This is a genomic window from Paraburkholderia sp. IMGN_8 (assembly GCF_038050405.1).
GTDB lineage: Bacteria > Pseudomonadota > Gammaproteobacteria > Burkholderiales > Burkholderiaceae > Paraburkholderia.
This window is the reverse complement of sequence record NZ_CP150900.1, coordinates 2,321,972-2,343,694: the sequence shown is the minus strand read 5'-3', so window position 1 is coordinate 2,343,694 and position 21,723 is coordinate 2,321,972. Positions and strand designations below refer to the sequence as shown.

20 protein-coding genes and 2 pseudogenes are annotated in these 21,723 nt (G+C 59.0%); 8 read left to right on the top strand and 14 right to left on the bottom strand.

Translation table 11 applies throughout. The annotated features are described in order from the left end of the window. Window positions 1-140: 140 nt before the first annotated feature. Window positions 141-1,352 (bottom strand): NO-inducible flavohemoprotein, encoded by a 1,212-nt coding sequence (hmpA, locus tag WN982_RS10905; RefSeq protein ID WP_341312028.1) that lies wholly within the window; start codon window positions 1,350-1,352, stop codon window positions 141-143. Window positions 1,353-1,521: 169 nt separating this feature from the next. Here hmpA and WN982_RS10900 point away from each other — a divergent pair, with 169 nt between their 5' ends. Next, window positions 1,522-1,773, top strand: coding sequence for a transcriptional regulator (locus tag WN982_RS10900; protein ID WP_341315773.1), 252 nt, complete (start codon window positions 1,522-1,524; stop codon window positions 1,771-1,773). Between the two features lie 42 nt (window positions 1,774-1,815). Here the strand turns inward: WN982_RS10900 and WN982_RS10895 are convergent, their stop codons facing one another. Further along, complete coding sequence (locus WN982_RS10895; protein ID WP_341312027.1) at window positions 1,816-2,430, bottom strand: intradiol ring-cleavage dioxygenase; 615 nt, start codon at window positions 2,428-2,430, stop codon at window positions 1,816-1,818. A 517-nt stretch (window positions 2,431-2,947) separates the two neighbouring features. Here WN982_RS10895 and WN982_RS10890 point away from each other — a divergent pair. Both WN982_RS10890 and WN982_RS10885 read left to right on the top strand, forming a co-directional pair. Further along, window positions 2,948-4,684: a methyl-accepting chemotaxis protein gene (locus WN982_RS10890; RefSeq protein WP_341312026.1), complete on the top strand. Its 1,737-nt coding sequence runs from the start codon at window positions 2,948-2,950 to the stop codon at window positions 4,682-4,684. Window positions 4,685-4,697: 13 nt separating this feature from the next. Next, the gene (locus WN982_RS10885; protein WP_341312025.1) at window positions 4,698-4,994 is read left to right on the top strand and encodes a hypothetical protein; all 297 of its coding nucleotides are present in this window, start codon (window positions 4,698-4,700) and stop codon (window positions 4,992-4,994) included. A gap of 542 nt (window positions 4,995-5,536) precedes the next feature. Here the strand turns inward: WN982_RS10885 and WN982_RS10880 are convergent. Then, complete coding sequence (locus tag WN982_RS10880; RefSeq protein ID WP_341312024.1) at window positions 5,537-7,627, bottom strand: hypothetical protein; 2,091 nt, start codon at window positions 7,625-7,627, stop codon at window positions 5,537-5,539. Between the two features lie 283 nt (window positions 7,628-7,910). Then, window positions 7,911-8,534, bottom strand: a complete 624-nt coding sequence (locus WN982_RS10875; protein WP_341312023.1) for a TetR/AcrR family transcriptional regulator — start codon at window positions 8,532-8,534, stop codon at window positions 7,911-7,913. A gap of 135 nt (window positions 8,535-8,669) precedes the next feature. Between WN982_RS10875 and WN982_RS10870 the strand changes: the two genes are divergently transcribed. Then, window positions 8,670-9,155: a DinB family protein gene (locus WN982_RS10870; RefSeq protein WP_341312022.1), complete on the top strand. Its 486-nt coding sequence runs from the start codon at window positions 8,670-8,672 to the stop codon at window positions 9,153-9,155. 104 nt (window positions 9,156-9,259) lie between these two features. Here the strand turns inward: WN982_RS10870 and WN982_RS10865 are convergent, their stop codons facing one another. After that, window positions 9,260-9,745: a hypothetical protein gene (locus tag WN982_RS10865; protein WP_341312021.1), complete on the bottom strand. Its 486-nt coding sequence runs from the start codon at window positions 9,743-9,745 to the stop codon at window positions 9,260-9,262. Window positions 9,746-10,407: 662 nt separating this feature from the next. Between WN982_RS10865 and WN982_RS10860 the strand changes: the two genes are divergently transcribed. Further along, entirely contained in the window at window positions 10,408-10,731 is a 324-nt protein-coding gene (locus WN982_RS10860) for a hypothetical protein (RefSeq protein WP_341312020.1), read from the top strand. Between the two features lie 633 nt (window positions 10,732-11,364). Here the strand turns inward: WN982_RS10860 and WN982_RS10855 are convergent. The 5 genes from WN982_RS10855 to WN982_RS10835 all read right to left on the bottom strand — a co-directional run bounded on the left by WN982_RS10855 (window position 11,365) and on the right by WN982_RS10835 (window position 15,438). Continuing rightward, window positions 11,365-11,541 carry a hypothetical protein gene (locus tag WN982_RS10855; protein ID WP_341312019.1) on the bottom strand — a complete coding sequence of 59 codons (177 nt, stop codon included), beginning with the start codon at window positions 11,539-11,541 and terminating at the stop codon, window positions 11,365-11,367. A gap of 574 nt (window positions 11,542-12,115) precedes the next feature. Then, window positions 12,116-12,661, bottom strand: a complete 546-nt coding sequence (locus WN982_RS10850; RefSeq protein WP_341315685.1) for a hypothetical protein — start codon at window positions 12,659-12,661, stop codon at window positions 12,116-12,118. 120 nt (window positions 12,662-12,781) lie between these two features. Continuing rightward, complete coding sequence (locus WN982_RS10845) at window positions 12,782-13,483, bottom strand: Imm50 family immunity protein (protein WP_341315684.1); 702 nt, start codon at window positions 13,481-13,483, stop codon at window positions 12,782-12,784. Then, entirely contained in the window at window positions 13,480-14,349 is an 870-nt protein-coding gene (locus WN982_RS10840; RefSeq protein WP_341315683.1) for a hypothetical protein, read from the bottom strand. Before WN982_RS10840 ends, WN982_RS10845 begins: the two co-directional genes overlap by 4 nt. 75 nt (window positions 14,350-14,424) lie before the next feature. Continuing rightward, a complete protein-coding gene (locus WN982_RS10835) occupies window positions 14,425-15,438 on the bottom strand; it encodes a hypothetical protein (RefSeq protein ID WP_341315682.1) in 1,014 nt (337 codons plus the stop codon). A gap of 397 nt (window positions 15,439-15,835) precedes the next feature. On the opposite strand from WN982_RS10835, the gene WN982_RS10830 reads away from it, so the two are divergent. Then, entirely contained in the window at window positions 15,836-15,973 is a 138-nt protein-coding gene (locus WN982_RS10830; protein ID WP_341315681.1) for a hypothetical protein, read from the top strand. Between the two features lie 880 nt (window positions 15,974-16,853). Here WN982_RS10830 and WN982_RS10825 read toward each other — a convergent pair. From WN982_RS10825 to WN982_RS10815, 3 genes are all read right to left on the bottom strand, one after another. Continuing rightward, window positions 16,854-17,111 (bottom strand): hypothetical protein, encoded by a 258-nt coding sequence (locus WN982_RS10825; RefSeq protein WP_341315680.1) that lies wholly within the window; start codon window positions 17,109-17,111, stop codon window positions 16,854-16,856. Window positions 17,112-18,117: 1,006 nt separating this feature from the next. Further along, window positions 18,118-18,333, bottom strand: a complete 216-nt coding sequence (locus tag WN982_RS10820; RefSeq protein ID WP_341315679.1) for a hypothetical protein — start codon at window positions 18,331-18,333, stop codon at window positions 18,118-18,120. A 427-nt stretch (window positions 18,334-18,760) separates the two neighbouring features. After that, window positions 18,761-19,645 (bottom strand): LysR family transcriptional regulator, encoded by an 885-nt coding sequence (locus WN982_RS10815; RefSeq protein WP_341315678.1) that lies wholly within the window; start codon window positions 19,643-19,645, stop codon window positions 18,761-18,763. 199 nt (window positions 19,646-19,844) lie between these two features. On the opposite strand from WN982_RS10815, the gene WN982_RS10810 reads away from it, so the two are divergent. Together WN982_RS10810 and WN982_RS10805 are read left to right on the top strand one after the other, a co-directional pair. After that, window positions 19,845-20,261, top strand: coding sequence for an ester cyclase (locus WN982_RS10810; protein ID WP_341315677.1), 417 nt, complete (start codon window positions 19,845-19,847; stop codon window positions 20,259-20,261). A 72-nt stretch (window positions 20,262-20,333) separates the two neighbouring features. Next, window positions 20,334-20,432, top strand: a pseudogene (locus tag WN982_RS10805) (AraC family transcriptional regulator); the annotation flags it as partial. Window positions 20,433-20,619: 187 nt separating this feature from the next. Here WN982_RS10805 and WN982_RS10800 read toward each other — a convergent pair. Next, window positions 20,620-21,657: pseudogene (locus WN982_RS10800) on the bottom strand (MBL fold metallo-hydrolase). Between the last annotated feature and the right edge of the window lie 66 nt (window positions 21,658-21,723).

Below are 21,723 nucleotides of genomic sequence, written 5' to 3'. Positions count from 1 at the left end.
CACCGGACGACTACCGGCTTGTGTTCCGACCGCCAGCCGACAGCGGTGAAACTCGCGAGTCGCTCCACGAACCGGCCGTCGCCGGTGACACATTTACTGTCGCAACGGCGACAGTTTTAACCGGTCTACGCCAGCCGTGCTTATTCGGCGAACAGGTCCGGACCAAACACTTCGTAGTGAATGCGGGCGTCATGGATGCTGAGTTCCTTTAGCGCGTCATGTTGCATGCGCATAAAGGGGATCGGTCCGCAGATGTAGTAATCGGCGTCCGGCAACAGGATCGAACTCTTGATCAGATTGACGTCGACGAAGCCCGCGTGATCGTAGTCACGGCTCTGAGTATCCTGGGGCAGCGGCTCGTCATAAAACACCACCAGATGAAAATTGGCATGCGCTGCGGCTGTCTCACGCAGCCGGTCACGCATGGCATGCACCGCGCCGTTGCGAGCACCGTGGACAAATACCACCTGCCGCTGCGGATCCTGTATGGCCTTCTTGAGCATGCTGATCATCGGCGTCAGCCCCACGCCTCCGCTGATCAGCACGATAGGCGTCCTGGCGCTCACATCGATATGGAAACTGCCATATGGCGCGGCAAGCCTGACCTCGTCTCCGACATTGACGTGATCGTGCAACAGGCAGGAGACATAGCCTGGCGGGTGCGAACCGCCGCTCTCGCGCTTGACCGAGATGCGGTAGCTGCGTCCGTTTGGCATATCCGAGAGGCTGTACTGCCGAATCTGCTGCAAACCCAGAGCCGGCACGTTCACGGCGATACTGGTGTATTGCCCGGGTTCGAAGTTGGCGACGGGTCCGCCATCGGCCGGTTCAAAGACGAAGGATGTGATGACGGTGCTTTCCGGCCGCTTCTCGCGAACGACGAAGGTGCGCCAGCCGGTCCAGCCGCCCAGCCTCTCCGCGGAGCCTTCGTATAACTCACTTTCCATGCCCATCAGCATGTCCGCCAGGTTGCTGTAGGCCTGTGCCCAGGCGGAAACAATATCCTCGGTCGCCGCGGTCCCGAGCACGTCCTTGATGGCGCCAAGCAGGTGCTCGCCGACGATCGGATAGTGCTCCGGCAGCACGCCGAGGCTCGCATGCTTGTTGGCAATGTTTTTCAGCACTGCCGTGAGGCTCGCGGGGTCCTCGATATTTTCCGCGTACGCATAGACGGCACGCGCCAGCGCCTGCTGTTGCTGCCCCTGTTCCTGATGTGCCATGTTGAATACATTCTTCAGTTCAGGATGAGTCTCGAACAGGCGCTGATAAAAGCGCTGGATGATGGGGTAGCCATATTCGGCCAGAACGGGCGCGGTGGCCTTGACGATGTCCTTCGTTCGCTGCGTCAGCATGACCTGGCCTCCTTCACAACGCTGGGGAGCGCCCCAGCCTAGCTCAAGTCTATACAACGATGACGCGTTTGATGAGACCGAGTCGGCCCGGCTCGAGCCGAAAGCGGCGGCCGAGAGCATACTGGCATCGGTTGACGATATCTCTGTTGAACACGTCGGGGGGACGAACATGCGCCTGATCGAAGCAGATGAACACAAAGATTTTCTCGCGACCTTGCAGCGCAACGGTTTGGCAGAAGGAGATTTCGATCTTCGGGAAGCCGACACGACAGATCCCAAGAGTGACGAGAACTGCGGTCTACAGGGCTATGTCTGCATAACCAGGCTATCGACGCAGGTTACGAAGGAATACCCGTTATGCGACGAAAGCGATTGGCTACAGCATTTCACGAGAGATCTCGACGCGGGCGTCTTCGGCTGACCGGAATGAGATCCTGGGCGCCATCGAAATCCGTGACTTGCGCTACGCGAACGCGAGCACGAAATCGAACCGGGCCGCCTTGCGCCCGCCGTGGTCGTCGATCGTCATCAGCAGCCGGCGATCAAACAGGAAATCGCGAGCGTTGCGCTGCTCGCCCGGAAAGTAAAGTTGGGTCGTGAGGGTAGGCCCGTTCGGCGCTTGCACCGTCACATGGAAGTGTCGTGTGCGTCCCGGATACAGACCCGGCACGATGGTCTCGAGGCGGTAGCGTCCCTCGCTGTCGGCGAATTGGTGACCGCGCAGCCGGAACCCCTCGGCGTCGTATTCCCCGGCGTCATTAGCGTGCCAGAAATCGAGCAAAGCCCCGGACACCGCCCTGCATCGTGTCGACAGCACCTGCCCGGTCAGGACGATCTTCGATCCATTGATCCCCGGTTCGAGCAACGATGCGCGTTGCGGCGAGTGCGGCAGGAAGAACGGGCCTGCCGTCTGCCGCGGCGTCGGTCCGTGACCGTCGTCGCAGGCGGGCGTCGGTGAAACTGCGTCGGCCCGGCCTTCGTCGGTTTTTCCGAGCGCCAACAGCAGCAACGTGGACGGCACCGCACCCGACCTGCGAAGAAAATCGCGCCGCCCGTGGTTCACACTTCGTGCGCGCATCGTGCACCCTCCTTGTTTCGCGCTCGATCGTCACGCCGCGCGATCCGCGCTGCCGAGTCGACGGGCGTCCGTATGGGTCCCGTCGAAGTTAACAGAGCCTGCGCCAGTGCCAACCATGGTAAGCCGAAACTTCAGGTCAGGTGAGCCGGCCGCGAGGTCGCGACCGGCGGTAGTCGACCCATCACCGCCTCTCGGCTAACTACTACGAACACCCGAACTTAGAAGAATTGCAGCCACTCATGGCTGAGATCCGCAAATTTAGACGAGAAGTCAGCCGTTGCGTGTTGCCGCGTCGGCGTTCACAGACTTCATGTCAAGCGGGCGCGATGCCTGGCGCTGGCCGGGGCAGCAGTTTTGCGTTCGATCCGCCGGACACTTGAATTAATACCACCACCCATTTTGTCCAAAGACTTTCAAACAAGCAGTTTGGGGTCAAGTTTGGTTTTGCCGTGTCGTTATTATATTAAAAATACAATTTGTCAGAATCTCAAAAAATCAAATACCGAGGGAATTTACTGTGCCATCTCTGAAAAATCTTAGGGTATTGACCCAGCTGATGCTGGGCTTCTCTGCTGTGATCGCTCTGCTGATCGGTCTGGGTGCGTTGAGCCTCTTCGAGGTGAGCGCTGAAAACAATCATGTGGCGCAGCTACGTGACAACTGGCTACCTTCCGTGCGCAGCAGCCTGCAGATGCAGTCCGGCCTCCGCGCGATTCGCCTCGCCGAATTCCGGGCCGCCTCGTCGCTGACGCCAGCCCAAGCCCAAGAAGCGGAAACCCGGATCGAGGCGGGATTCGCAGACTACCGGCGTCCCGCGGCCGAATACGAGAAGCTTATCACCGAGCCGGAGGAGAAAGCCGCCTACGCAGACATTCAGAGACTCATGCCGCAATACCTGGACCTCGATCAGCAACTCCGGGCCCTGGTGAAAGAGAGCAAGCAGGCCGACGCGATAGACCTGTTACGAGGTCAGTTGGGTGAGATTCGCGGGGCCATGGAAAAAGACATCAAGACGATCGTCGACGTCAACGTCGCGGGGGCGGCCCGGGAAGGCGAGGCGGCAGACCGTGCGTATTCGCATGCTGTTGCCCTGGTGGTCGGACTGATCGTCATCGCAACGGTAATTGCACTGGCGTTGGCGCTGGTCATTGCGCGCGGTCTGGCACAGCAGCTTGGGGGGGAGCCACGCGACGCGGCGGCACTCGCCAGCGACATCGCGGACGGCAACCTGCTCACGGTGGTCCGGTTGAAGGCGGGCGATTGCAGCAGCCTGATGTTCTCACTGGGTGCCATGAAAGACCAGTTGACCAGAATCGTGCGGGGCATCCAGACCTCCAGCGAGTCGATCTCAGTTGCTGCCGGCGAAATCGCCCAGGGCAACACCGATCTGTCTCAGCGCACTGAAGAGCAGGCGGCGTCACTGGAGGAAACCGCCTCCAGCATGGAAGAGCTGACCAGCACGGTCCGTCATAACGCGAATAACGCAAGACAGGCAACCACGCTGGCCAGCGCAGCGTCGGGCATCGCACGGCGCGGTGGCGAAGTGGTCGGGCGTGTCGTCGACACGATGCAAGAGATCTCTGGCAGCTCAGCCAAAATGTCCGAGATCATCAACGTGATCGAGGGCATCGCGTTCCAGACCAACATCCTGGCGCTCAACGCGGCGGTCGAGGCGGCCCGCGCCGGCGAACAGGGTCGGGGATTTGCCGTCGTGGCCGGAGAGGTCCGCACGCTCGCCCAACGCAGCGCCACTGCGGCCAAGGAAATCAAGGACCTGATCAGCGAGTCTGTGAATCGGGTGGACGCCGGCTCGAAGCTCGTCGAGGAAGCGGGCACCACGATCAACGAAATCGTCGAGTCAGTGAAGCGCGTAACCGATATTGTGAGCGAAATCTCGTCGGCGTCGGAAGAACAGAGCACCGGCATCGAGCAGGTGAACCAGGCGGTCAGCCAGATGGACCAGGTGACCCAGCAGAACGCCGCGCTCGTCGAAGAAGCCGCGGCCGCTACGCAGTCGATGGCCCAGCAGGCCCAGGAGTTGCGTGAGGCCGTGGCCGTCTTCAGGATTGAAGATACGGGGCCATCCGCGTCCCGAGTGGTCGCCCCGCGGAACGAATCGCGTCGGCCGGCACCGACAGTTCGCACGCCCCCTCATGCAACGTCGACAAAGACGAAGACGACGCCAGCCATGACCACAGACAGGGACGCCGCGGCCGCGACAGATACCGGTGCTGAGCACTGGCAGACATTCTGAGCGAGTCTGAAAAATGGACAATGCTAACGAGGTTCTGGGAAAGATGGCCGGGCTTGTGACCACCAACACGAAGACCATGAGCATGCTTGGCGCGCGGGCCATGGTGCTGGGTGCTTTTTTTGACGCGGCCCTGCTGCACCTCTCGACGTCGCAGCGCGCCGAGGTCGCCCGGTCGTTTCGCCGGGGCATTGAAGACGCCATGGCGCAGATGGACGATGTGGCGTTGCCCGCCGAATATCACTCGGTGTTGCTTGGGCTCACCAATGCCATCCTCGCCGCACTGGGTCGGGAATCTGTCACGCGTCAATAGCCTGAACCCTCGGTACAGCGCGACGCGCGTCACGGCGCTCGCCAGCCAAAACTGGCGTTTGCGTGAGCCATGATGTTTCAGATACCGCGACCAGCCGGTGGGGATCTTGCGCATAACCCTCTCTCAGGTTCTGGCACGGCCCTCGGAATAGCCAGAATCTTTAGCCGACCTTAACCGGTAGGCTTTCTTTTGGGTCGGTTCGTATGGGATCAGCACCGGTGGGTCTTTCCAGGTAGGATGATGTCCTTCACTACATATACATTGGCCGGAAAAAACGACTATCCAAAGTGCTGGCCGCGGGAACCCTCTTCCATATCCTCTCACTCCTCCGGGCTGCGATGTTCGTCGGCCCTTACGGGGGGAGGCGACCATTCCGGTTGCTTCCGGCTGGAGCATTTGCCGGGCGGGGCTTGCACCCGCTGGAAAGCGCCACCTTTTCACGGCGCACACCCAATCCGGCTATTCACCTCGACGACTTCCCTGCCGCAAAGCGGTCGCTCGTTTGCCCCTCCGTGGGACGGACGAGAAGCAGTCGACAAACCTCACCGCCCGAACATACCCGCCGGCATTCGAAGCAGCATTGGCGCGGGCGGTTCTGAGCGCCCTGGGGTCAATGACAGGGGCACGGCGATCGCCCCCCAGGATCCCGTCGTTCTGTCGTAGAAGTTACCAACCGCCAAGTCTGCATTGTTGATGTCGTTCATCAAAGTCGGAAAACCTGTGCCGAGCGCGACGTCCTCGTAGTTGCCGGCTCCGAACAGGAAGCCGATGGGTGCGCCGCCCGTGGTTCGGACCGTCCCGATCACATTGCCCGCGTTGTTGATACCGCCCGCGCTCGTACTGCCGCGGGGGAGCGGCGGGAATTCGAGGGCCGTTGCCGTCCCCAGGTTGCCGACGAATCCGTGCACACCAGGGGCCGGAGCGTCGTCGTAGAGGCCAACGATCTGTTCGCTGTCGTTGATGCCGGTGATGGAGACATCGGTTGCGAACGGATAGTCGATCTGCCGATACACGCCGTTCCTGAGTACGAAGCCGTGGGTCACCCCCGTCGCGTCGGTGAAATTGCCGACGATCACCGGCACCGGTGCGTTGTTGATTGCCAGGGCCTCGGTGGCGATGGCGCCTGGAAAGTCGACCGAGCTGTACTGGCCGTTGCTCAGCAGGAAGCCGTGCATTGCGCCGCCGCTGTCGACCTGAATGCCCACGACCTGCCCCTGATCATTGATCTTGTTGGCCAGGGTCAACCGGGAGCCGGGCACGTAGATCGACGTGACCGTAACCGGCCAACCATTGACCGGATCGACATTGTCGAGGCGAAAGCTGCCGAGCGCAGTGCCGAACGTCACGTAGCCGACGACCTGCTTGCTGTTGTTGATGCCGGTGAACACCGTGGTGTCCACATCGAGGAAGCGCAGCGCCGCTGTTGCGTAGATCTCGAACACCGGGCACTTCTCGGAATAAGAACTGAGCCGGTTGGCAAAGGAATACCAGCCATTGGCGGAGAAGCTGACCGGCATGCGCGAGAACCACGGCTGAAAGACCGCGTCGGGCAGCAAGTAGCTGCGGCCGTTCAGGGTGACCTGGAAGCCCACCAGTCGCTCCAGCGGGTCGGCAACTTCCATCAGGTAATTCCAGCAGTAATGGGCCACTACCGGGTCACGCCAGACGGGCGGAGCGTTGTTGAGCAGCGGATCATTGAGCCACTCGACCACTTCGTGCGCCAGCACGGTCACGTTGCCGAAACGGCCTCCAAAGGCCGCTGCCGGAAAGTAGCTGGTTTGGATGTACGTGTTGATACCCGGCACATGGGTTGTCGCGCTGAGATCGGTCGCCGAATGGTAGCCCAGAAAATTCCCGCCCTCCTGGGTGCTGTAGATCACCGTCGAAGCCAGATGGATGGTCAGCACATCGGGGCTGACGCCCAACGTGCGCATCACCGTAGTCTGGACGTCCGTCAGCCACCAGAAATCGACGACGCCGTAGCGTTGGCCTCCGACCACGAAGGTATAGCCGATGTCGGCAGGCACAGGGATCGTCACCGGCGCCAGCACGGTTGGCGTGGCAAGCAGCACGTGATAGCCGGGGCCCTGGTCTGAGTGAACCGACCAGAAGTTGGCGCGCATGAAAGCGTCGCCCCATTGCGTCGTCCCGAGCGGCGTGGGTCCTGCCTGGAACGGATAGCGCTGAAAGGCGGGCGAGCCGAGGACTCCGTTCAACGGCGTGATGCCGTCGACGACGTCAGTGGTGGCGTCCAGGATCGTGCCGTCCGAGAAGACGAATCGATAGGGCAAGATGATGGTCGGAATGACGCTGGTCTGCCCGCTGGCCGGATCGGCACCGATCACCGTGAACGGGTAATCGATGCCTCCGGTGCGAAACGAACTGGACCAGTGCGGCAGCGGCAGGCCGGCACCATTTCCCACGACGGAAGGACGGTTTCGCGGCGAATGTCCCGGCAAGGGATTGCCGGTGCGCACGCTCTGCTGCACGGTCGAGGTGTCCGCAGCTCCGGTCGCCTGGTTCGCGGCCAGCGCCCGATCGAGCGTTCGCACCTGGGCATGCGCCGGGAGAAGGGCGGCGGCCATTACAAGGCACAGAGCCGACAAGAATATTCGAATCGGACCTCGCTTCATGGAGTCCTCCTTGACCTACGCCGAGCTTCGGCTCGGGAGTCAACTGCGTTGTTGTTCGTGGGGAATCCACATCCGATAATCTATAAGGATTTTTCCAGGCGGATCGTGCGGCTGGTCACACTCTCTTCAAAAGCTTGCGCTGCCATGCCGCATGCGCGCCGCAGCTTTTCGAGAACTCAAATTGCCGCGCGCTTGGCGGAACCGCGAAGCAACTGCGATGGCAACCGACTTCGCATATCCGGGTTCGGCTGGGTTCATGCAGTCACAAACAATTGGAGAGTGACTATTGCAGATAGCGGACTACGAGCCGTGTGGCCTCGTCGACGAGCGCTTCAAACGCTTCGTCCGAGAGACTTTCAGAATGGTCTAGGACCGCTGTATGTGTCAGCGCCTCTATTGATGTAACGCACACAAATGTTGCAAGCCCCAGGTCGACTTCGCGAAACTCATCGCAGTGGGCTTCGAGGTAGGCCCTGAACAAGGCATAGGTTTCCCGATTCAAGACTTCTGTGTTCCCAGGCCTTCCCGTACGCGGAATCTGCTCCGCAAGCACGCGATGCAGTCCGGGATCGATGCGATGCGCCTGGATCGCTGCGGCAACAAGCTTGCGCACCGCCTGCTCCATCGGGAGCACTGCAACCTCTGCGAGAGCGGCACGGACCACCTCCATCAGTTCCTGATTATGGCGCTCTACGACAGCAGCAACGAGCGCCTCTTTGCTGGGGAAATACTGATAGAGCGAACCAACGCTCACGCCCGCCTTTTCGGCGATACGGTTGGTGCTGGCTTTATCGAAGCCGTCTCTGACCAAAATGCGAGCGGTCGCTTCAATCAGTGCGTCGACCGTCGCGCGCGATCTCTCTTGAGAGGCGTGTTTCCTGGGTTTCGTGAGCGGCTTCCGCGCCATTTGCCGGGCTCCAAAATGCGAGTAGGTAAATACGAGCTACCGCTCGTATTATGCATCTGGCGAATCGAATAGCAACGGGGAAGCCAACCTGGATCAAACGTGCATCGCTACCTCGGCGGTGGAAGGAAACCTCTCATGATCTGTCAGCCTTACTCCAAACTTATTGCCATCAAACGATGGGCCGATCGCGGACTCTACGATGTCGTCAGCGAGAATTTCGAGCGACTAACCAACGAGGACGCCTCGGTCATGCTACGCATCCTCGACCATATACATGTGGTTGACAGAATCTTTCAGCATCACCTACAGGGACTGTCGCACAGGTTTCAGGCGGCGCGATCGGAAAAGCTCCCGGAGTTGCATGCGCTTGCGAGCAGTGCGACAGCGGTCGACGACTGGTACGCATCTTACTTAGATAGTTTGGCGGAGAGCGATTTCGAGCAGCCTGTCGATTTCGTCTTTACCAGCGGAAAGCCGGCGCGCATGCGGCGAGGCGAGATCATTCTGCATGTTTGCCTGCACGGAATTTATCATCGAGGCAATGCAGGTGCCGTTCTTCAGTTGAGAGGCATCACTCCGAGTCGTGATGCAATCACGGACTTTCTCGAAAGCGCGATGTGATGCCGCAGAACCTCCGGCGCGTCTACGGTTGGCGGTGGTCAGGGGCGTGCGACGGCGGCGGTTTCGGGAATTGGCGCGCGTCCGTCGCGACCATCGAAGAAGCTTTACATCAAGCTCATTGCCAGCTTGCTTTGCTCAACGGCGCGTTGCCAGATAAGAGGTAGTAGAAACTCAATGCTCAGCGTTCTATCATCAAACATGGCGCCGCCTTCCTTTAATGACTTCGTTGCATCGGGATATGAAGTCAATAATCCTTGATACATCGGCTCGGTAGGAGAAATTGTATTCCAGCCTGCACCCTGCAACTTGCGCTCCCAAAGAGTAGCGGCGAAAGCGTACTGGAGGAGGGAACTCTTGAAGCTAGCTATGGCCTGCGGGTGTTGCACTCCTTCCTTCGACGCAGCATACAATTTTAATTCAAGGTTTGCGTCGCCGACGAGTACGTTGTAAACCCGATAATTTATGCCTGTCTCGATCTGTGCATCGATCTTCATGAATGCACGTTGCAACTCTCTGCTCGACTGAGCAAACGCCGGTGCTCCCAACAGCAACCCAAGAAAGGCAACAAGTGCAATTTTAAACTTTGTCATTTTTGACTCCCCCTTTCGATTGCGATAGGCATTAAGCGTGCCATTGCCTCGGGCGCAGCGTATCCATCGGCTAAGAGCCACAACCAACCTTCTTCAAGCCACAGATTCGGGCGTTAGTGTTTCAAGACTGAGACCCCCCGGTGGTCTGTACTTGTTTGGGGAAGATTGCCGAGGGCGGGTTTATCAACTGCACTCGATGCAATGTGACTGCCTACACGGGCGCGACGGCCGGGTGCGGTAATCGGCGTGCCTTGTGGTCTGAACCGAAAACATCTCGCAACGGCCTGCCGCAAGTCGGACCTGCGCACGTCAACCGGCGGCGCGCACGCCCGTGGCGGGCCGTCTGGTGGCCTTGGCGGGCCTTCCCGCAGGGTGTAGGGGGGTATTCCATCTCTACGGGCAAGGCCGCCGAGAACGCGGTCGGGGTGTTTTTTTCTTCGCCGCGATTCCAACGACGGTAGGGGTATCGCCCAATGCGCATCAGCGCACAGAAAATCATCGGAAAATGGGTATTGTTGATCCACGGCATGGGGGAAGTTTTTGCCGTGGCCTGAACCGGGCGCGCTACTGCTCGCATAGATTGCAGCGCGCAATCGGACAGGCGACCAATAATCACACGCCCGCTTTGACCGGCGCGACAAAAATGAAACGGGGACCAAATCATGAAACATGAAACCCTGAAGGGCATCGCGCAGTTGCAGTCACGGCAGCGTGAGCGGCTGGCTGAAGACGCCACGCGCACCCTGCGTGACAGGAACCTGACGCTCTCACAGCGCGAGCTGCTGGGTCGCATGCGCCTCGCGCTGATCGACATCGAAGTAGGGACGGTGTTCGGACAGGATCAGGAGAACTACGTGTCGCGTTACGTGTACGACACGGTTCAACAGGTGCTTAACGATATCCGGTTCGTGCTGCTCGAATATGGCTGTCCACCGGAAGCTACAGTGACCGACTGGTTGCGCGAGCGGCTTGAGGCAGCCAAATGAAAACCGACAGGTACAGCTCGGCGATTCTGTCGGTGCCAACCTGCGCGCGAAAATGCGCGTCGAGGTGCATTACCGAAGCGAACCGGTACGGCGCGAGCATCGGGCGAATGCTGCTCAAGGTGTGTGACCGCGCACTGCTCCCGAAAAAGCTCACCTTAAGGCCCGTAGAAACCGCTGGCGGGTCCGGGACACGCGTCGATATCACCCGAGCCCCGCGAGCGGTTTGCAGGCGTCTACCGGATGGCGGGAAGCGGCATTCGCGGCTCGGACTTTCCCGCGCATTACCAGCGACAACAACATCGTCGGACGGCTCCCCGCGCGGCATGCCCACTTCTGAGTTTTTTCATCGGATTTGCGCCGCCATCAGCCGGTCACGACAGGCAACAAGCGGCCAGCGGCCGTTCGACATCGAGGGGTAGATCGTCGACGATTCAAGACACTCGCAGCACGGCTGCCCGTCAATGCCGATCGAGTGTCCTGCCTTGCGCGGAGGCAGCGGATACGCTTCGGCGGACATCAAGTCGGCAGGGTAGAGCTGGAGGAGCGACCGCGTTTCATCCGCCCTCGCGCCGGACAGCCAATTCACGTCAAGCCACCTTCTAAAGCCCGACGCCATACAGGGGTTGCAGGTACCTACTTGCCGCCGATGCCGACCTTGCCGCGCCCGCCCTTTCGATGCGGCACACAGGGGCGCAGCCTCTTCCTGGAGCCAGCCGTCAACGTGACGTGCTCCGCAGGGTAGCGGGTCGTCCTGTGCAGCGCGGCCTGATAGGCGGAATGGCCCGGATCGATGCGCTTGATAGCGGACATGACTGACACCTCCTCAGAGGATTCTAGTCCGAAACGGCACGGCGCTTATGCCGCCCCGTCGCTAGCAGCCCATGGGCGCTGATCTCGGGGCGCTCACCAGTGAGGGGCCCATGACCGCAACATGCCAGACGGGCGCGGCAAACGTCTCCATCAAGGCAATCGAGGACGCGATCAACGCGTGGCGCAACCGGCAGCCGACCCCGTCAACGGGCGACCGCGTAGCCGCCAAAAGGAGGGGCAATGCTTTACTAAGCAACGGTTTGAGCGATGCGAAATGAGTCTTTCATCGTCCGGCTCGGGCTGAAGTCCTCTTCGAGCATTCATGGCTGTTAGTACATTCGACCACGAATGACCGTTTCTGGAAGTTCCGACGGGCCGATGTGGGTCGGCTACTGAAGTTCGGCGCAGGTCGGTGGCCAGCGTCCTGGGGGGGTTATTTGTCCCAGTGCGACCCGAAGCAGCCAGTCGCTCTCGCCCGAAGCGGCCATTCGCCGTTCGGCGTTGGCGATGTGGTAATGCTTGGAGACTCACCGTTGAACGGACCTGTGCTCTCGTCCGACTGCACTTCGCGCTTTTATATCGGACGCCACTCTTCATCTTTCGCGGTGCGGCTTCCCGCGCCATAAGAACTGAGGCCGTCCGCTCGTACGGAAAGAACGTTGCCCGAATCTCTTTCGTAGAGAAGCCATTGCTCATCTGACGGATCTTCGCCATACGGCCATGTCTTCAACTCACCGCCCAGGTCGAAAGCGAACACCCACGAACCGAGCGTCGTCCCCCACGTTACAGACAGTAGCTTTTGGCCGTCGAGTCGCTGCGTTGCAAACGCAATATCATCGGTCGGTGATTCGTTGTGGACGACCTCTTTACCGCTCAGCGCGATTGACCAATTGCAGCAATAGATCCACAAGTGCCAGCTACCGGTCACCGACACATGTCTGCGGCCTAGAAGTTCTTGAACCTGTTCCGACGCATCAGGCGAAGCGAATCGCGGCTCTCTTATCTGAAGCGCGGGCTGTCCAAACTCCAGCGTAAGAAAGCTCCCGTACCCCTTCTTCACAGACCAGGCGGGATGCCCGTAGACCGGGGACCAGATTCGATTGAAGTCCGCGAGATCCAATTCTCAACATCCCCTGCGTTATGGAGCCGGCCCTGAAAGCGACACCTCAGCCGGAATACGTGCTGAAGGCGTAACTCTGATCCTCGCGTCTTTGGCGACGCTACGTCTTATATCACATGACTACGCGCGTTCGGGCGAATATCGTTCAACGCACATCACGCGTGCGACCATGCAATAGAGCAGGAGCGAAAAGCCGGTGGACGGCTCCAGATCGACCTGGATGCGACCGTCGTCGCACCGCGAAAAGCGCAAATCGCCGATATACGAAGGATCGGCTACGTTGTCAGTGACAAACTCCTGCCCCGCTACGTCCTCCAGGAGAAACGTGAGCTTGCAATGTACGTCTTCGCCTTTCGAGTTCGGATTGTCTTGGCCCCAATGATGAATCGAAAACTCCATGTCCGTGCATGGTCTCCCACCAGATGTACGGCGGCGCAGCGCAACGGAAAGCATTTTCGCATCGTGAAACTCAGGCCAGTATCCAAAAATCCGGCGAATCAGCCATGCATCGTTGACTGCACCCTCATCGGTCTCATTGCGATTTCTGTCACGGTTCGATTCCCAATACTCCGGCAGCTTCTCTATCGTCTCCTCTAGTACGCTTCGGAGATATTCCTCGGCTTGCTCCTTGGTACCGTGGAAATTCAGCACGCTTGCCCCGCCCCCGATACGACCGTCGTAAGCTTCCTGGACGATTTCGGAACCGTAGATAAATGTACCGTCATCGCGCTGATATAGGTGGTACCCAACGTCATACGTCAAGCCTCGTGCGTTCTTGCGGACGTACTGGAACGTCTTATCGTAATTTGACTTTAGTTTCATTGGCCACCCATTCGTGCTTTGACCGCGAGAATGTATGCGTCTGTCTGCCACTCCTCGTAACCTAGAAGGAAGCCCTCCATGCGTTCAAGTGCTTCGTTCCAGCCAGTCACTTCTCCTGTATGCCAAAGAAGTATATAGGCGTCGATCCGCCACGCTTCGTCAGGTCGCGCATACAAAACGCGCCTTGTACGGTAGCCTTTGAGAACCTTTGTTCCGACGTACTCTCTCTTTACAAATCGTCCAGCCGCCACATAACGGTCGAATAGCCGCTCTGGAATCACACTGTCGTCTGTCAACGATGGATATTCTGCGGCGAAAGCGGCAAAGGGTTTCACGCCGTCAAGCATCAGCGCAAGCTCCCGATTTGTGTGGACCTGGTAAGGAAGGTCATCAAGCCAATGACGGGGTCTCAGAATTGCTGAGGCCGATTCTCCAACCGAGAAACCGAAATGCGCTGAGATTCTAGCCGTGTCGTGCGCGTCTAACTCATAGACACAATGTGCATCAAATTCCTCGTCCTCCAGTAAAGAGGAAACGACAGACGGATCTGGCAGTTCGATCGCAAAGCTCTTTGCAGGACACGCCGTGTTCGCATCGATGATTTCGAGGATGAATTTAACGATCATGTCGGAGTGCTCGAAGTTTGGTGCTTCAGATTGTCGCCAATCTAGCACCATCAGTCCAATGACCGCACCTGGCCGGTCACTGCCACATGCAAGTGGCATACGCAGCCCGAACCTCGCAAGGCCGCGATCGGCAGCACGCGACCCGTTGCGGTCCTTGGGTGTCGCGGTGTGGGAATGGCTGCTTTCGATGTCGAACGGTCGCACGTTCAGCCTCACACAAACGACATGGCTGTCAAACAAGCGATCTGCTGAGGTGTTTCGTGACTTCCGTGGGCTTATGGGGCACAGTCCATCAAGTTGGGGCTGGTAAGCGCTTCAGTAGTCGAACGACCCGCCGAAGCCGCAGTATTGCTGTTTTCCGTTGTTCTCGGGTGGGCGGATTACGCGGACCCATTGACGTATTTGCTCGGTTCTCGCCTCGATTACGCGGGCGCGATCGACGCCTGCGACTGAGGGCCACATGGTCCCTTGCATGGAGCCATAGGTGTTTTTGTACCAGTCGTCGCACAGACGCATCCATTCGGCTTGATGCTTGGTAAGCCATTCGGTGATTGTTGAGTCGCTCGCGCACGCAAGGCCGATGTTCAGCTCTACGTCCATGGCGGATGCAGCTTTCGTTGCAAGCTGTGCTGCGTGGATGTTCATTTCGGTTTGTGTTAGCGGTAGGCTCTGGTACGCCGTTGACCAAAGAACGGCGTCCGTGCCTTCGATCAGCAGGCACGCACATTTGTGCATCTCGGATACGGTGGAATTGCGGACCTGCAAGCCGGATGCTGCTTCGTGTGCGAGGATGTGGCGCAATCGAAACAGGTCGCTAAGGCGGCTGAACAGAAGGTCGACGTCTGCGATGATTGGTTCTGGGCGTTGCTTTTTGTTTCTGACGTCCAGTTCAGGTACTGCGGTTTTGAGCTGGTCGTGGAAGTTGCCAGCGAGAAGTGCACTCATCCAAGTGATGTAGTCGGTGGTTGAGTTACATGTGGCCGAGTGGGCGACCAGTTCGCCAAAGCTCACTGATGCTCCGCCGATCCATCCCAGCGCATCCTTGATGGAGATCTTTTCTTGTAACAGCTCGGCCGCGCGAACACGGTAAGTGTTATCGAAGTTGCATAGGGCAACGACCACGCCTCGAAGGTAGGTTTGCAAAGCAGCGACGGTCGCTACTACAACGTGTCGGTTGATTTCGTCGTCTTCAGGTCGTTTCAAAAGTTCCCGGAGGCTCACAAGCCGGAAGGCAACGTCTGGGTGTGCAGCGTCCCAGCTTCCGATTAGTAGGCGCGAACGCGCTTCTGTCGCTTCTTTTTGAAGGTCTGCTAGTTTGCGGGTCGCCATAGTGTTAAGGCCTGTGATTTGTTGTTTCGCTCGGCGTATTCTCGTTTGTAGCTTCTATTCCTGACAACGAAAACTGAAACGGTGTCACCAGCGGCCTTCGCGTTGCACTGAAAGTAGGCGTCCGAAAACGAGCCAGCAGTAGATGTCCGTTGTCTGGAAGGAACCAACATTTGAGTGTCCGGTCGAGCCGCACCGGCGAACGGCCGCAACTGGCTGAACTCGAAAGTTCGATGAAGGACCCAGTTCGACCCATTGCTGACCCTCGATGCAGTCTCGCCTGTGCGGCAGCAATAGAACCCTCAACGGTCGACGGCCAACGTGACGATGGTGGAGGGCACGAGCATGACGGCGGTCATCGAAAGCGGCTCCGGCGCGGACTATATGCCGAAATGCCCCGTTGCCGACCTGTTCGGTGGAGGGCATCACCTGGTATTGTCCGAGCAGCCTGACGTCGCAATCGACGGTGTTCACCGGTGGCGGCAGTGGCCTGAACGTGACGTTCCAGGTAGCTAACGCGCAGTCGGTGCTCGCTTAGCCGGCGGCCAGCACGTCCTATGCGATCGCGAATCTTGCGATCCAGCAGGAACTGTTCGGCAAGCCGACGCTGGACTGGGCATGTCGTTCCTGTACGGCAAGACGCTTTATCTTGGGTACGCCAACAGTTCGGCCGCGCCGACGATCGGCGTGGTGACGAACTGAGCCGTGATGTACTGAAGCAACTCCAGGCCGACCGCATTTGGGGTCGGCCTTTTTCGTCTGTTGCCGGCGTTCTGAGAGGGTCAGCGACTTGCTTGGCGGTCAGCCGCAGGAATTCCTCGACGCGGGAATAGACCGGAATCCGTCCGGTGTCGATCGCAGTTTTGCTCTCAAGGACTCGCCGATGCTTTCCGGCGTTCAGTCAGATCAATCCGGCGGAGCAATCGGCCCGGCGCGTGAGGCTATTTGACGCAACGCTTCCAGATCCTTCGGCTCAGGCGGAGCAATCGGCTTTAAACGCGGGGCCATCCGGGCCCGCAGGCCTTCCAGATCTTTCGGCTCTGGGGGAGCAATTGGCTCTGAGCGCGGGGCAATTCGGACCTGCAGGCCTTTCAGATCCTCAGGTCCGGGGGGCGCAATTGGCTCGCGGCGCGGAGCGAATTGCGCCCGCAAGCCTTCAAGGTGTTTCGCGTCCGGGGGAGCAACTAGCTCGGAGCGTGGAGCCAATCGGGTCCGCAAGCCTTCGAGGTCTTTCGGGTCCGGGGGAGCAACTAGCTCGGAGCGAGGAGCCAGTCGGGCCCGCAAGCCTTCAAGGTCTTTCTGGTCCGGGGGAGCCATTACCTCGGAGCGGGGGGCCAGTCGGGCCCGCAAGCCTTCGAGGTCTTTCTGGCCCGGGGGAGCAATTAGCTCGGAGCGTGGAGTCATCTGCGGCCTCGCTCCTAGGTGAGGAAGTTTGCCATGGCAGTTAGTTCACCCGCATCATTCAACAGATAAACGATCAGGTCATGATCCCTTACCCAAGCGCCTGTTGCGATCTGAAAAACATTACTACAGCCGTCAGCGCTTCGTGGTTCTATTCTTCTCCAAGTTCTCGCCTCACCACCTTCGGGCAGTGATTCTTCCAGCAATACCATAGCGTACAGTGGATCGGTTGTTGCGAAAACCTGTGAGACCCTGGCGACTTTCCAATCTGCCATTTTTTCCTCCAACCGTAGTGTTAAGTCCTCAAGAAACAGTAGCGACGAACTCGCCACGCGGCAGCATCTCGGCCAGGCCGTTAATGATGCGACGCTGTGGCAGAGATGTGTGGATTCAGGACGTGACCATTCCTGTCCGAACGCCACACTGACATTCAAGCCTCACTGCTTTAAGACATATTGGGGCTCTGTACCCGATGGCTTCTAGTGAGAATAGGAGATGAAACAAAGAAATCAATGTGGGCGTGCGTCACCGCCCATGCGGCCTGGGGCGCGCCCCTCACGCATCGCCGATGCGAACGTGCAGTCTGCCGCCCGGCTCGCCACCGTCCTCGCGGCAACGCTTAGTCCGGTCGCGTCCGCGCCGGCACAATCGGCCTACACGGTGAACACTGTGGAGCTGGCCTTGGGCACGACCGCAAAAGAACTCGTCTCAGGCACGTCAACAGGTTTTTGCCGTGACCTGTCACGGTCTGCCGGCGAGCGATAGCGGAAATCCAGGTGGCCAAGCCTCTTCTTGCAATCTCAAGTCGTCTGCCGCGTCCGGCGAGCGATCTTTCAGCGGACGGGTCAAAGGCCGGTTCCAGATGAGAACTGACGCCTCAATGTCTAAGCGACGGTGCGAGCGAATGACGCTTCCTGGCCGCAATGAGACAAAACAGCGCCGTGCTCACGAGGCGCGCGAGACCGTGGCGGCCGCCAAGTGGCGGTATTCATCACGCCACGGAAACGGCGGTGGGGTGTTGGGTGAATAACAAGGGTGACGGGTCTCCATGCGCCGCACTCTGTACCGCAAGTTATGGAGGGCTTGCCGCACTCCTGGGAGCGTTCGTAGAAGACGGTTCGTCGTTCGCTGCCATGAGCCCGTGATGAAGGCGGTCAACGCGCACGTTGACCGCCTCGTGCGAATCTCGATGCGCGATGCAGCCGATTCGCGGATGATTTCGGACGCAGCCAACAGGAGGACCATATCGCATGGCGCCAGCGAAATTGCTAGCGGCCTCCCTCACTGAGCGCCGAGCAACGGACTGCGCGTCAGTCTGGTAACGCAGACGGCCACGATTTCGTATCCGGGGTCGGCGTGCTCGTTCGCCGCTTTTTCCGCTTCCTCATACGAAAGAAAGGACATGGCATTTTCAATCGCCGGTGCCATGCCGACGTCGCCGTCCTCGCCGGTGGAGAGGAACTGCTCACCGGTCTTCACCACGTAGATGGACATCATGCCTCCTCCATGGGTTGCATGGGCAGCTTCCAGTCTAGCAGTCCGGAAGGGCAGCGGGCGGTTCGCTGAGTCCTTTCCGCAATGTCCCCGCCGGAAGCATTCCCGCCTCGCTTGTCCGTGCTCGTTCCGCGATTCCGTACGCAACCCGGTAGTTAAATTGATCTGCTGCCGCATGCCTGCGACGAACGTCGGTCAACTGTCGAGGAGAATGTATTCGCAAATCCAGTTCTCGACGATTCAACATCTCTCGTTATCTCAGTTACGTTAAAGGCTGTCCGTTGCGCTCCAAAGGGAAAGCTCCGCGATAGACGCTTGACGACCCATCCGAGACCTTCAGTTTTCCCCGAAGCGGTCATTGCCACCAGCGCCCGCTCGACAGAGTGTGGCACCGATGGCATTTGAACAACACTGAGAAACTATCACTTCGCTAAGCTCCGAAATGCTCCCGCGCAAAATCCAGAAAACTCCTCAACTTAGGCGTCACGCGGCGATCACGCGCATATAGAACGTGTAATGGCCGCGAAGGCGCCTGGTAATCCGGAAGCACAACAACCAGACTGCCCCGATCGAGTTCGCTCTTCACCAGTTCCACGGGCTGAAGCATGACCCCGACGCCCGCCACGGCGGCCGCCAGCAGCACCTCCCCATGGTCTCCCATGAACCGCCCCGAAACCTGCACAGCGACGCGGCCTTCAGGGCCATCAAACGTCCACTCCGATCGTAGTTCAGTATGCGCAAAGCCAAGACACTCATGGTGCTCGAGATCAGCGGGAACTGTTATGCGCGGGTTTGCAGCAAGATACGATGGCGCAGCGCATAGCACTAACCGGTATGGAGCCAGTGGCTGAGCAATCAGGCCGCTATCCCCCAGTTCGCCAATCCTGAACACAGCGTCATAACCCTCGTCAATCAGATCGACGGCTCGATTCGACAGAGTCACGTCAACTGCGACCTGCGGAAACGCCTTAAGGTACTCCGGCAACTTTGGCGCCAAGGTGTGTATGCCGAAGCTCACAGGCGCATTTATCTTCAGACGGCCAGTCGGCACTGAACGGGTCTCGGCTACGAGGTTTTCGGCCGCCTCGACCTCCGCGAGGATGATCTTGGCGCGTTCGTAGTAAGCCCGGCCGATATCTGTCGGGCTTTGCCTACGCGTCGTTCTGTTCAGCAGACGCACGCCGAGACTCTGTTCCAGCACCTGGACGTGTTTTCCGACCAGTTGTGGCGACATCTGAAGCGCATCCCCAGCCGCCGAGAACGAACCCAGTTCGACTGCTTTCGCGAAAACGCTGATACCCGTGAGGCGATCCATTCGAAACGTCCTGTTGTGAATGTCCAAAGATATCACGCATTTATCTAAATTGATTTGCAGTCTAGACTTGTTGAAGTTGTCGCAAGCAAGCTGAACCCGGCACTTACGCGACCGACCGCAACCCGCTCCGCCTCTCGTTTGGCGGTGCACGCAAACGACGCCGTTGCGGGCGACCACACTCACTTACAAGGTTCAAATCATGTCCGCCGAATCGAACAAACTGTTGATGTCCCGCTTTGTTGAATTCATCAATACAGCCAGCGAGGCGCTTGCCGAAGAGCTTGTTGACGCCAATGCAATCTTCCACGCCCCCGTCAGCCCGGATCCTTTCATTGGACCGCACGGGTACATGGAAATCCTCGGCATGATGCGTTCTGGTTTCCCCGACATTCATTGGACGCTCGAAGAAATGGTCGCGGAAAACGACACGGTTGCCGCACGTTTCATCATGCGCGGTACTCACCAAGCCACCTTCTTTGGCGTGCCTGCGAGCGGAAAGAAGATCCAGGTTCAGGCCGTGAACTTCTATCGGTTTTCCAACGGAAAAATTGTCGAAGAGCGCGGGCAACCTGACCTCTTGGCCCTCTTGCAGCAAATCGGTGCGGTTCCAGCCTGAGCGGAAGATAGTCGCGCCCGCCGTATGCACTTTCTGTCGGGGCGATAGTGCATACGCGCTCCCCTTTTTTCGCGAGTTGGCGACGAGAGCGCCTCGCAGTTCAGTCGCGAGTACAGCCGTCTGTTCAGCGCGCCTCCGCAGCAAGACGTGAGGCGACTGCGGCTGTCGTGACGCGCACGTTCGCGACCTGCAGGAGGCGATTGTTGACGATCTAGGTCACGGGGTCGAACGGCTGTTTGTGGCCGATTCCTGACTATCATTCCAGGCTCAACAGGACGTCGTAACCGCCGCGTGAAACAGGGTGGCCAAAGGAGTCCATGGACGATGAGCGAGCGGTCGGTGGTGAAGCTTCCCCGGTCTAATCAGGCCTTTCGCCAACCCGAACCGGCGTAGCGGACCATACCGCCTGCACTTCTGCAATCAGTGCTGCCGAGCGCCCTTCGTAACGCGGCGAAAAGTGGAACTGTACCACCGCCCGGGCGCCGATCCGGTGCGCGATCAGACCGGCCTGGCGGGCCGTCAGGTGATTCTTGCGCAGGCCATGGGCCTTGTCCTCGTCAAGAAAAACGCTCTCGATAAACAGCAGGTCCACGTCGTGCATCAACTCCGACAGGGTCTCTACGTTCGGTTCCGTCTAGCGCAAATCCGTTACGTAGCCAATGCGCTGTCCAGGAACGATGTCGACGATCAGGTGACGCAGTTCGCCGACCTGCCGGGTCATGGCGTGCTCGCCATGCCGATCGCGCCACTGAACCTGAATGGGCGTCTCGTCGGGGGCGCCGGTCAGCACCGCATGTTTCAGTTCGCGCAGCCATGCACCCGTCGACACCCCCAGTGCCGCGAGCCGGTCCTTCGCGACCTTGACGCGGGCCTTCTCCTCGAGCACGTACGCAACGCACGGGATGTCATGATCGACAAACCGGCCGCGCACGCGAAAGGTTGCTTCGTTGTGCACCACGTCGTCAGATCGTTCAAAGGATGGGCTGGCTTCGCGGGCGAACCGTCTCCGACTGGAAAAGAGTGCGCGCTGCCCGCTACTGTCCACTCCGATTTCGCGCGCGTCGATCACCAGCTCGACCTCGTAGCGATGCACCACGTTCCAGATATATGCGCTCAGCTTGTGTTCGATTTGTGTAAGAAAGTTGGGTCCGCCAAACATCACGATGCCAGCCTTGCGCCCGAGCATCACGCGCAAGAGACGATCGAAGCCGGAAAAATGGTCCATGTGCGTATGGGTAACAAACACATGTGACAAACGCAGCAGTTGGCAGGGCAACAACCTGGAGATATCGCCAAGATCGAAAAGGAGGGCACGCCGTTCTTCGCAAAAGTCTACATATAGACCTGGGTCGCCAAACGCGTCATTGACAAGCCATGGTTTGAAAAGGGCGTGCATGAATCTGTCAGGGCGGCGTACGAATGGCTGTTGTGGATGAACGCAGTATGGATATTCTTCGTGCTA

Excerpts from the sequence above, each read along its gene's own strand:
- hmpA (WP_341312028.1), bottom strand. The coding sequence starts at position 1,352 with ATGCTGACGCAGCGAACGAAGGACATCGTCAAGGCCACCGCGCCCGTT.
- WN982_RS10900 (WP_341315773.1), top strand. The coding sequence starts at position 1,522 with ATGCGCCTGATCGAAGCAGATGAACACAAAGATTTTCTCGCGACCTTG.
- WN982_RS10895 (WP_341312027.1), bottom strand. The coding sequence starts at position 2,430 with ATGCGCGCACGAAGTGTGAACCACGGGCGGCGCGATTTTCTTCGCAGG.
- WN982_RS10885 (WP_341312025.1), top strand. The coding sequence starts at position 4,698 with ATGGACAATGCTAACGAGGTTCTGGGAAAGATGGCCGGGCTTGTGACC.
- WN982_RS10880 (WP_341312024.1), bottom strand. The coding sequence starts at position 7,627 with ATGAAGCGAGGTCCGATTCGAATATTCTTGTCGGCTCTGTGCCTTGTA.
- WN982_RS10875 (WP_341312023.1), bottom strand. The coding sequence starts at position 8,534 with ATGGCGCGGAAGCCGCTCACGAAACCCAGGAAACACGCCTCTCAAGAG.
- WN982_RS10870 (WP_341312022.1), top strand. The coding sequence starts at position 8,670 with ATGATCTGTCAGCCTTACTCCAAACTTATTGCCATCAAACGATGGGCC.
- WN982_RS10865 (WP_341312021.1), bottom strand. The coding sequence starts at position 9,745 with ATGACAAAGTTTAAAATTGCACTTGTTGCCTTTCTTGGGTTGCTGTTG.
- WN982_RS10860 (WP_341312020.1), top strand. The coding sequence starts at position 10,408 with ATGAAACATGAAACCCTGAAGGGCATCGCGCAGTTGCAGTCACGGCAG.
- WN982_RS10855 (WP_341312019.1), bottom strand. The coding sequence starts at position 11,541 with ATGTCCGCTATCAAGCGCATCGATCCGGGCCATTCCGCCTATCAGGCC.
- WN982_RS10845 (WP_341315684.1), bottom strand. The coding sequence starts at position 13,483 with ATGAAACTAAAGTCAAATTACGATAAGACGTTCCAGTACGTCCGCAAG.
- WN982_RS10835 (WP_341315682.1), bottom strand. The coding sequence starts at position 15,438 with ATGGCGACCCGCAAACTAGCAGACCTTCAAAAAGAAGCGACAGAAGCG.
- WN982_RS10825 (WP_341315680.1), bottom strand. The coding sequence starts at position 17,111 with ATGGCAGATTGGAAAGTCGCCAGGGTCTCACAGGTTTTCGCAACAACC.
- WN982_RS10820 (WP_341315679.1), bottom strand. The coding sequence starts at position 18,333 with ATGATGTCCATCTACGTGGTGAAGACCGGTGAGCAGTTCCTCTCCACC.
- WN982_RS10815 (WP_341315678.1), bottom strand. The coding sequence starts at position 19,645 with ATGGATCGCCTCACGGGTATCAGCGTTTTCGCGAAAGCAGTCGAACTG.
- WN982_RS10810 (WP_341315677.1), top strand. The coding sequence starts at position 19,845 with ATGTCCGCCGAATCGAACAAACTGTTGATGTCCCGCTTTGTTGAATTC.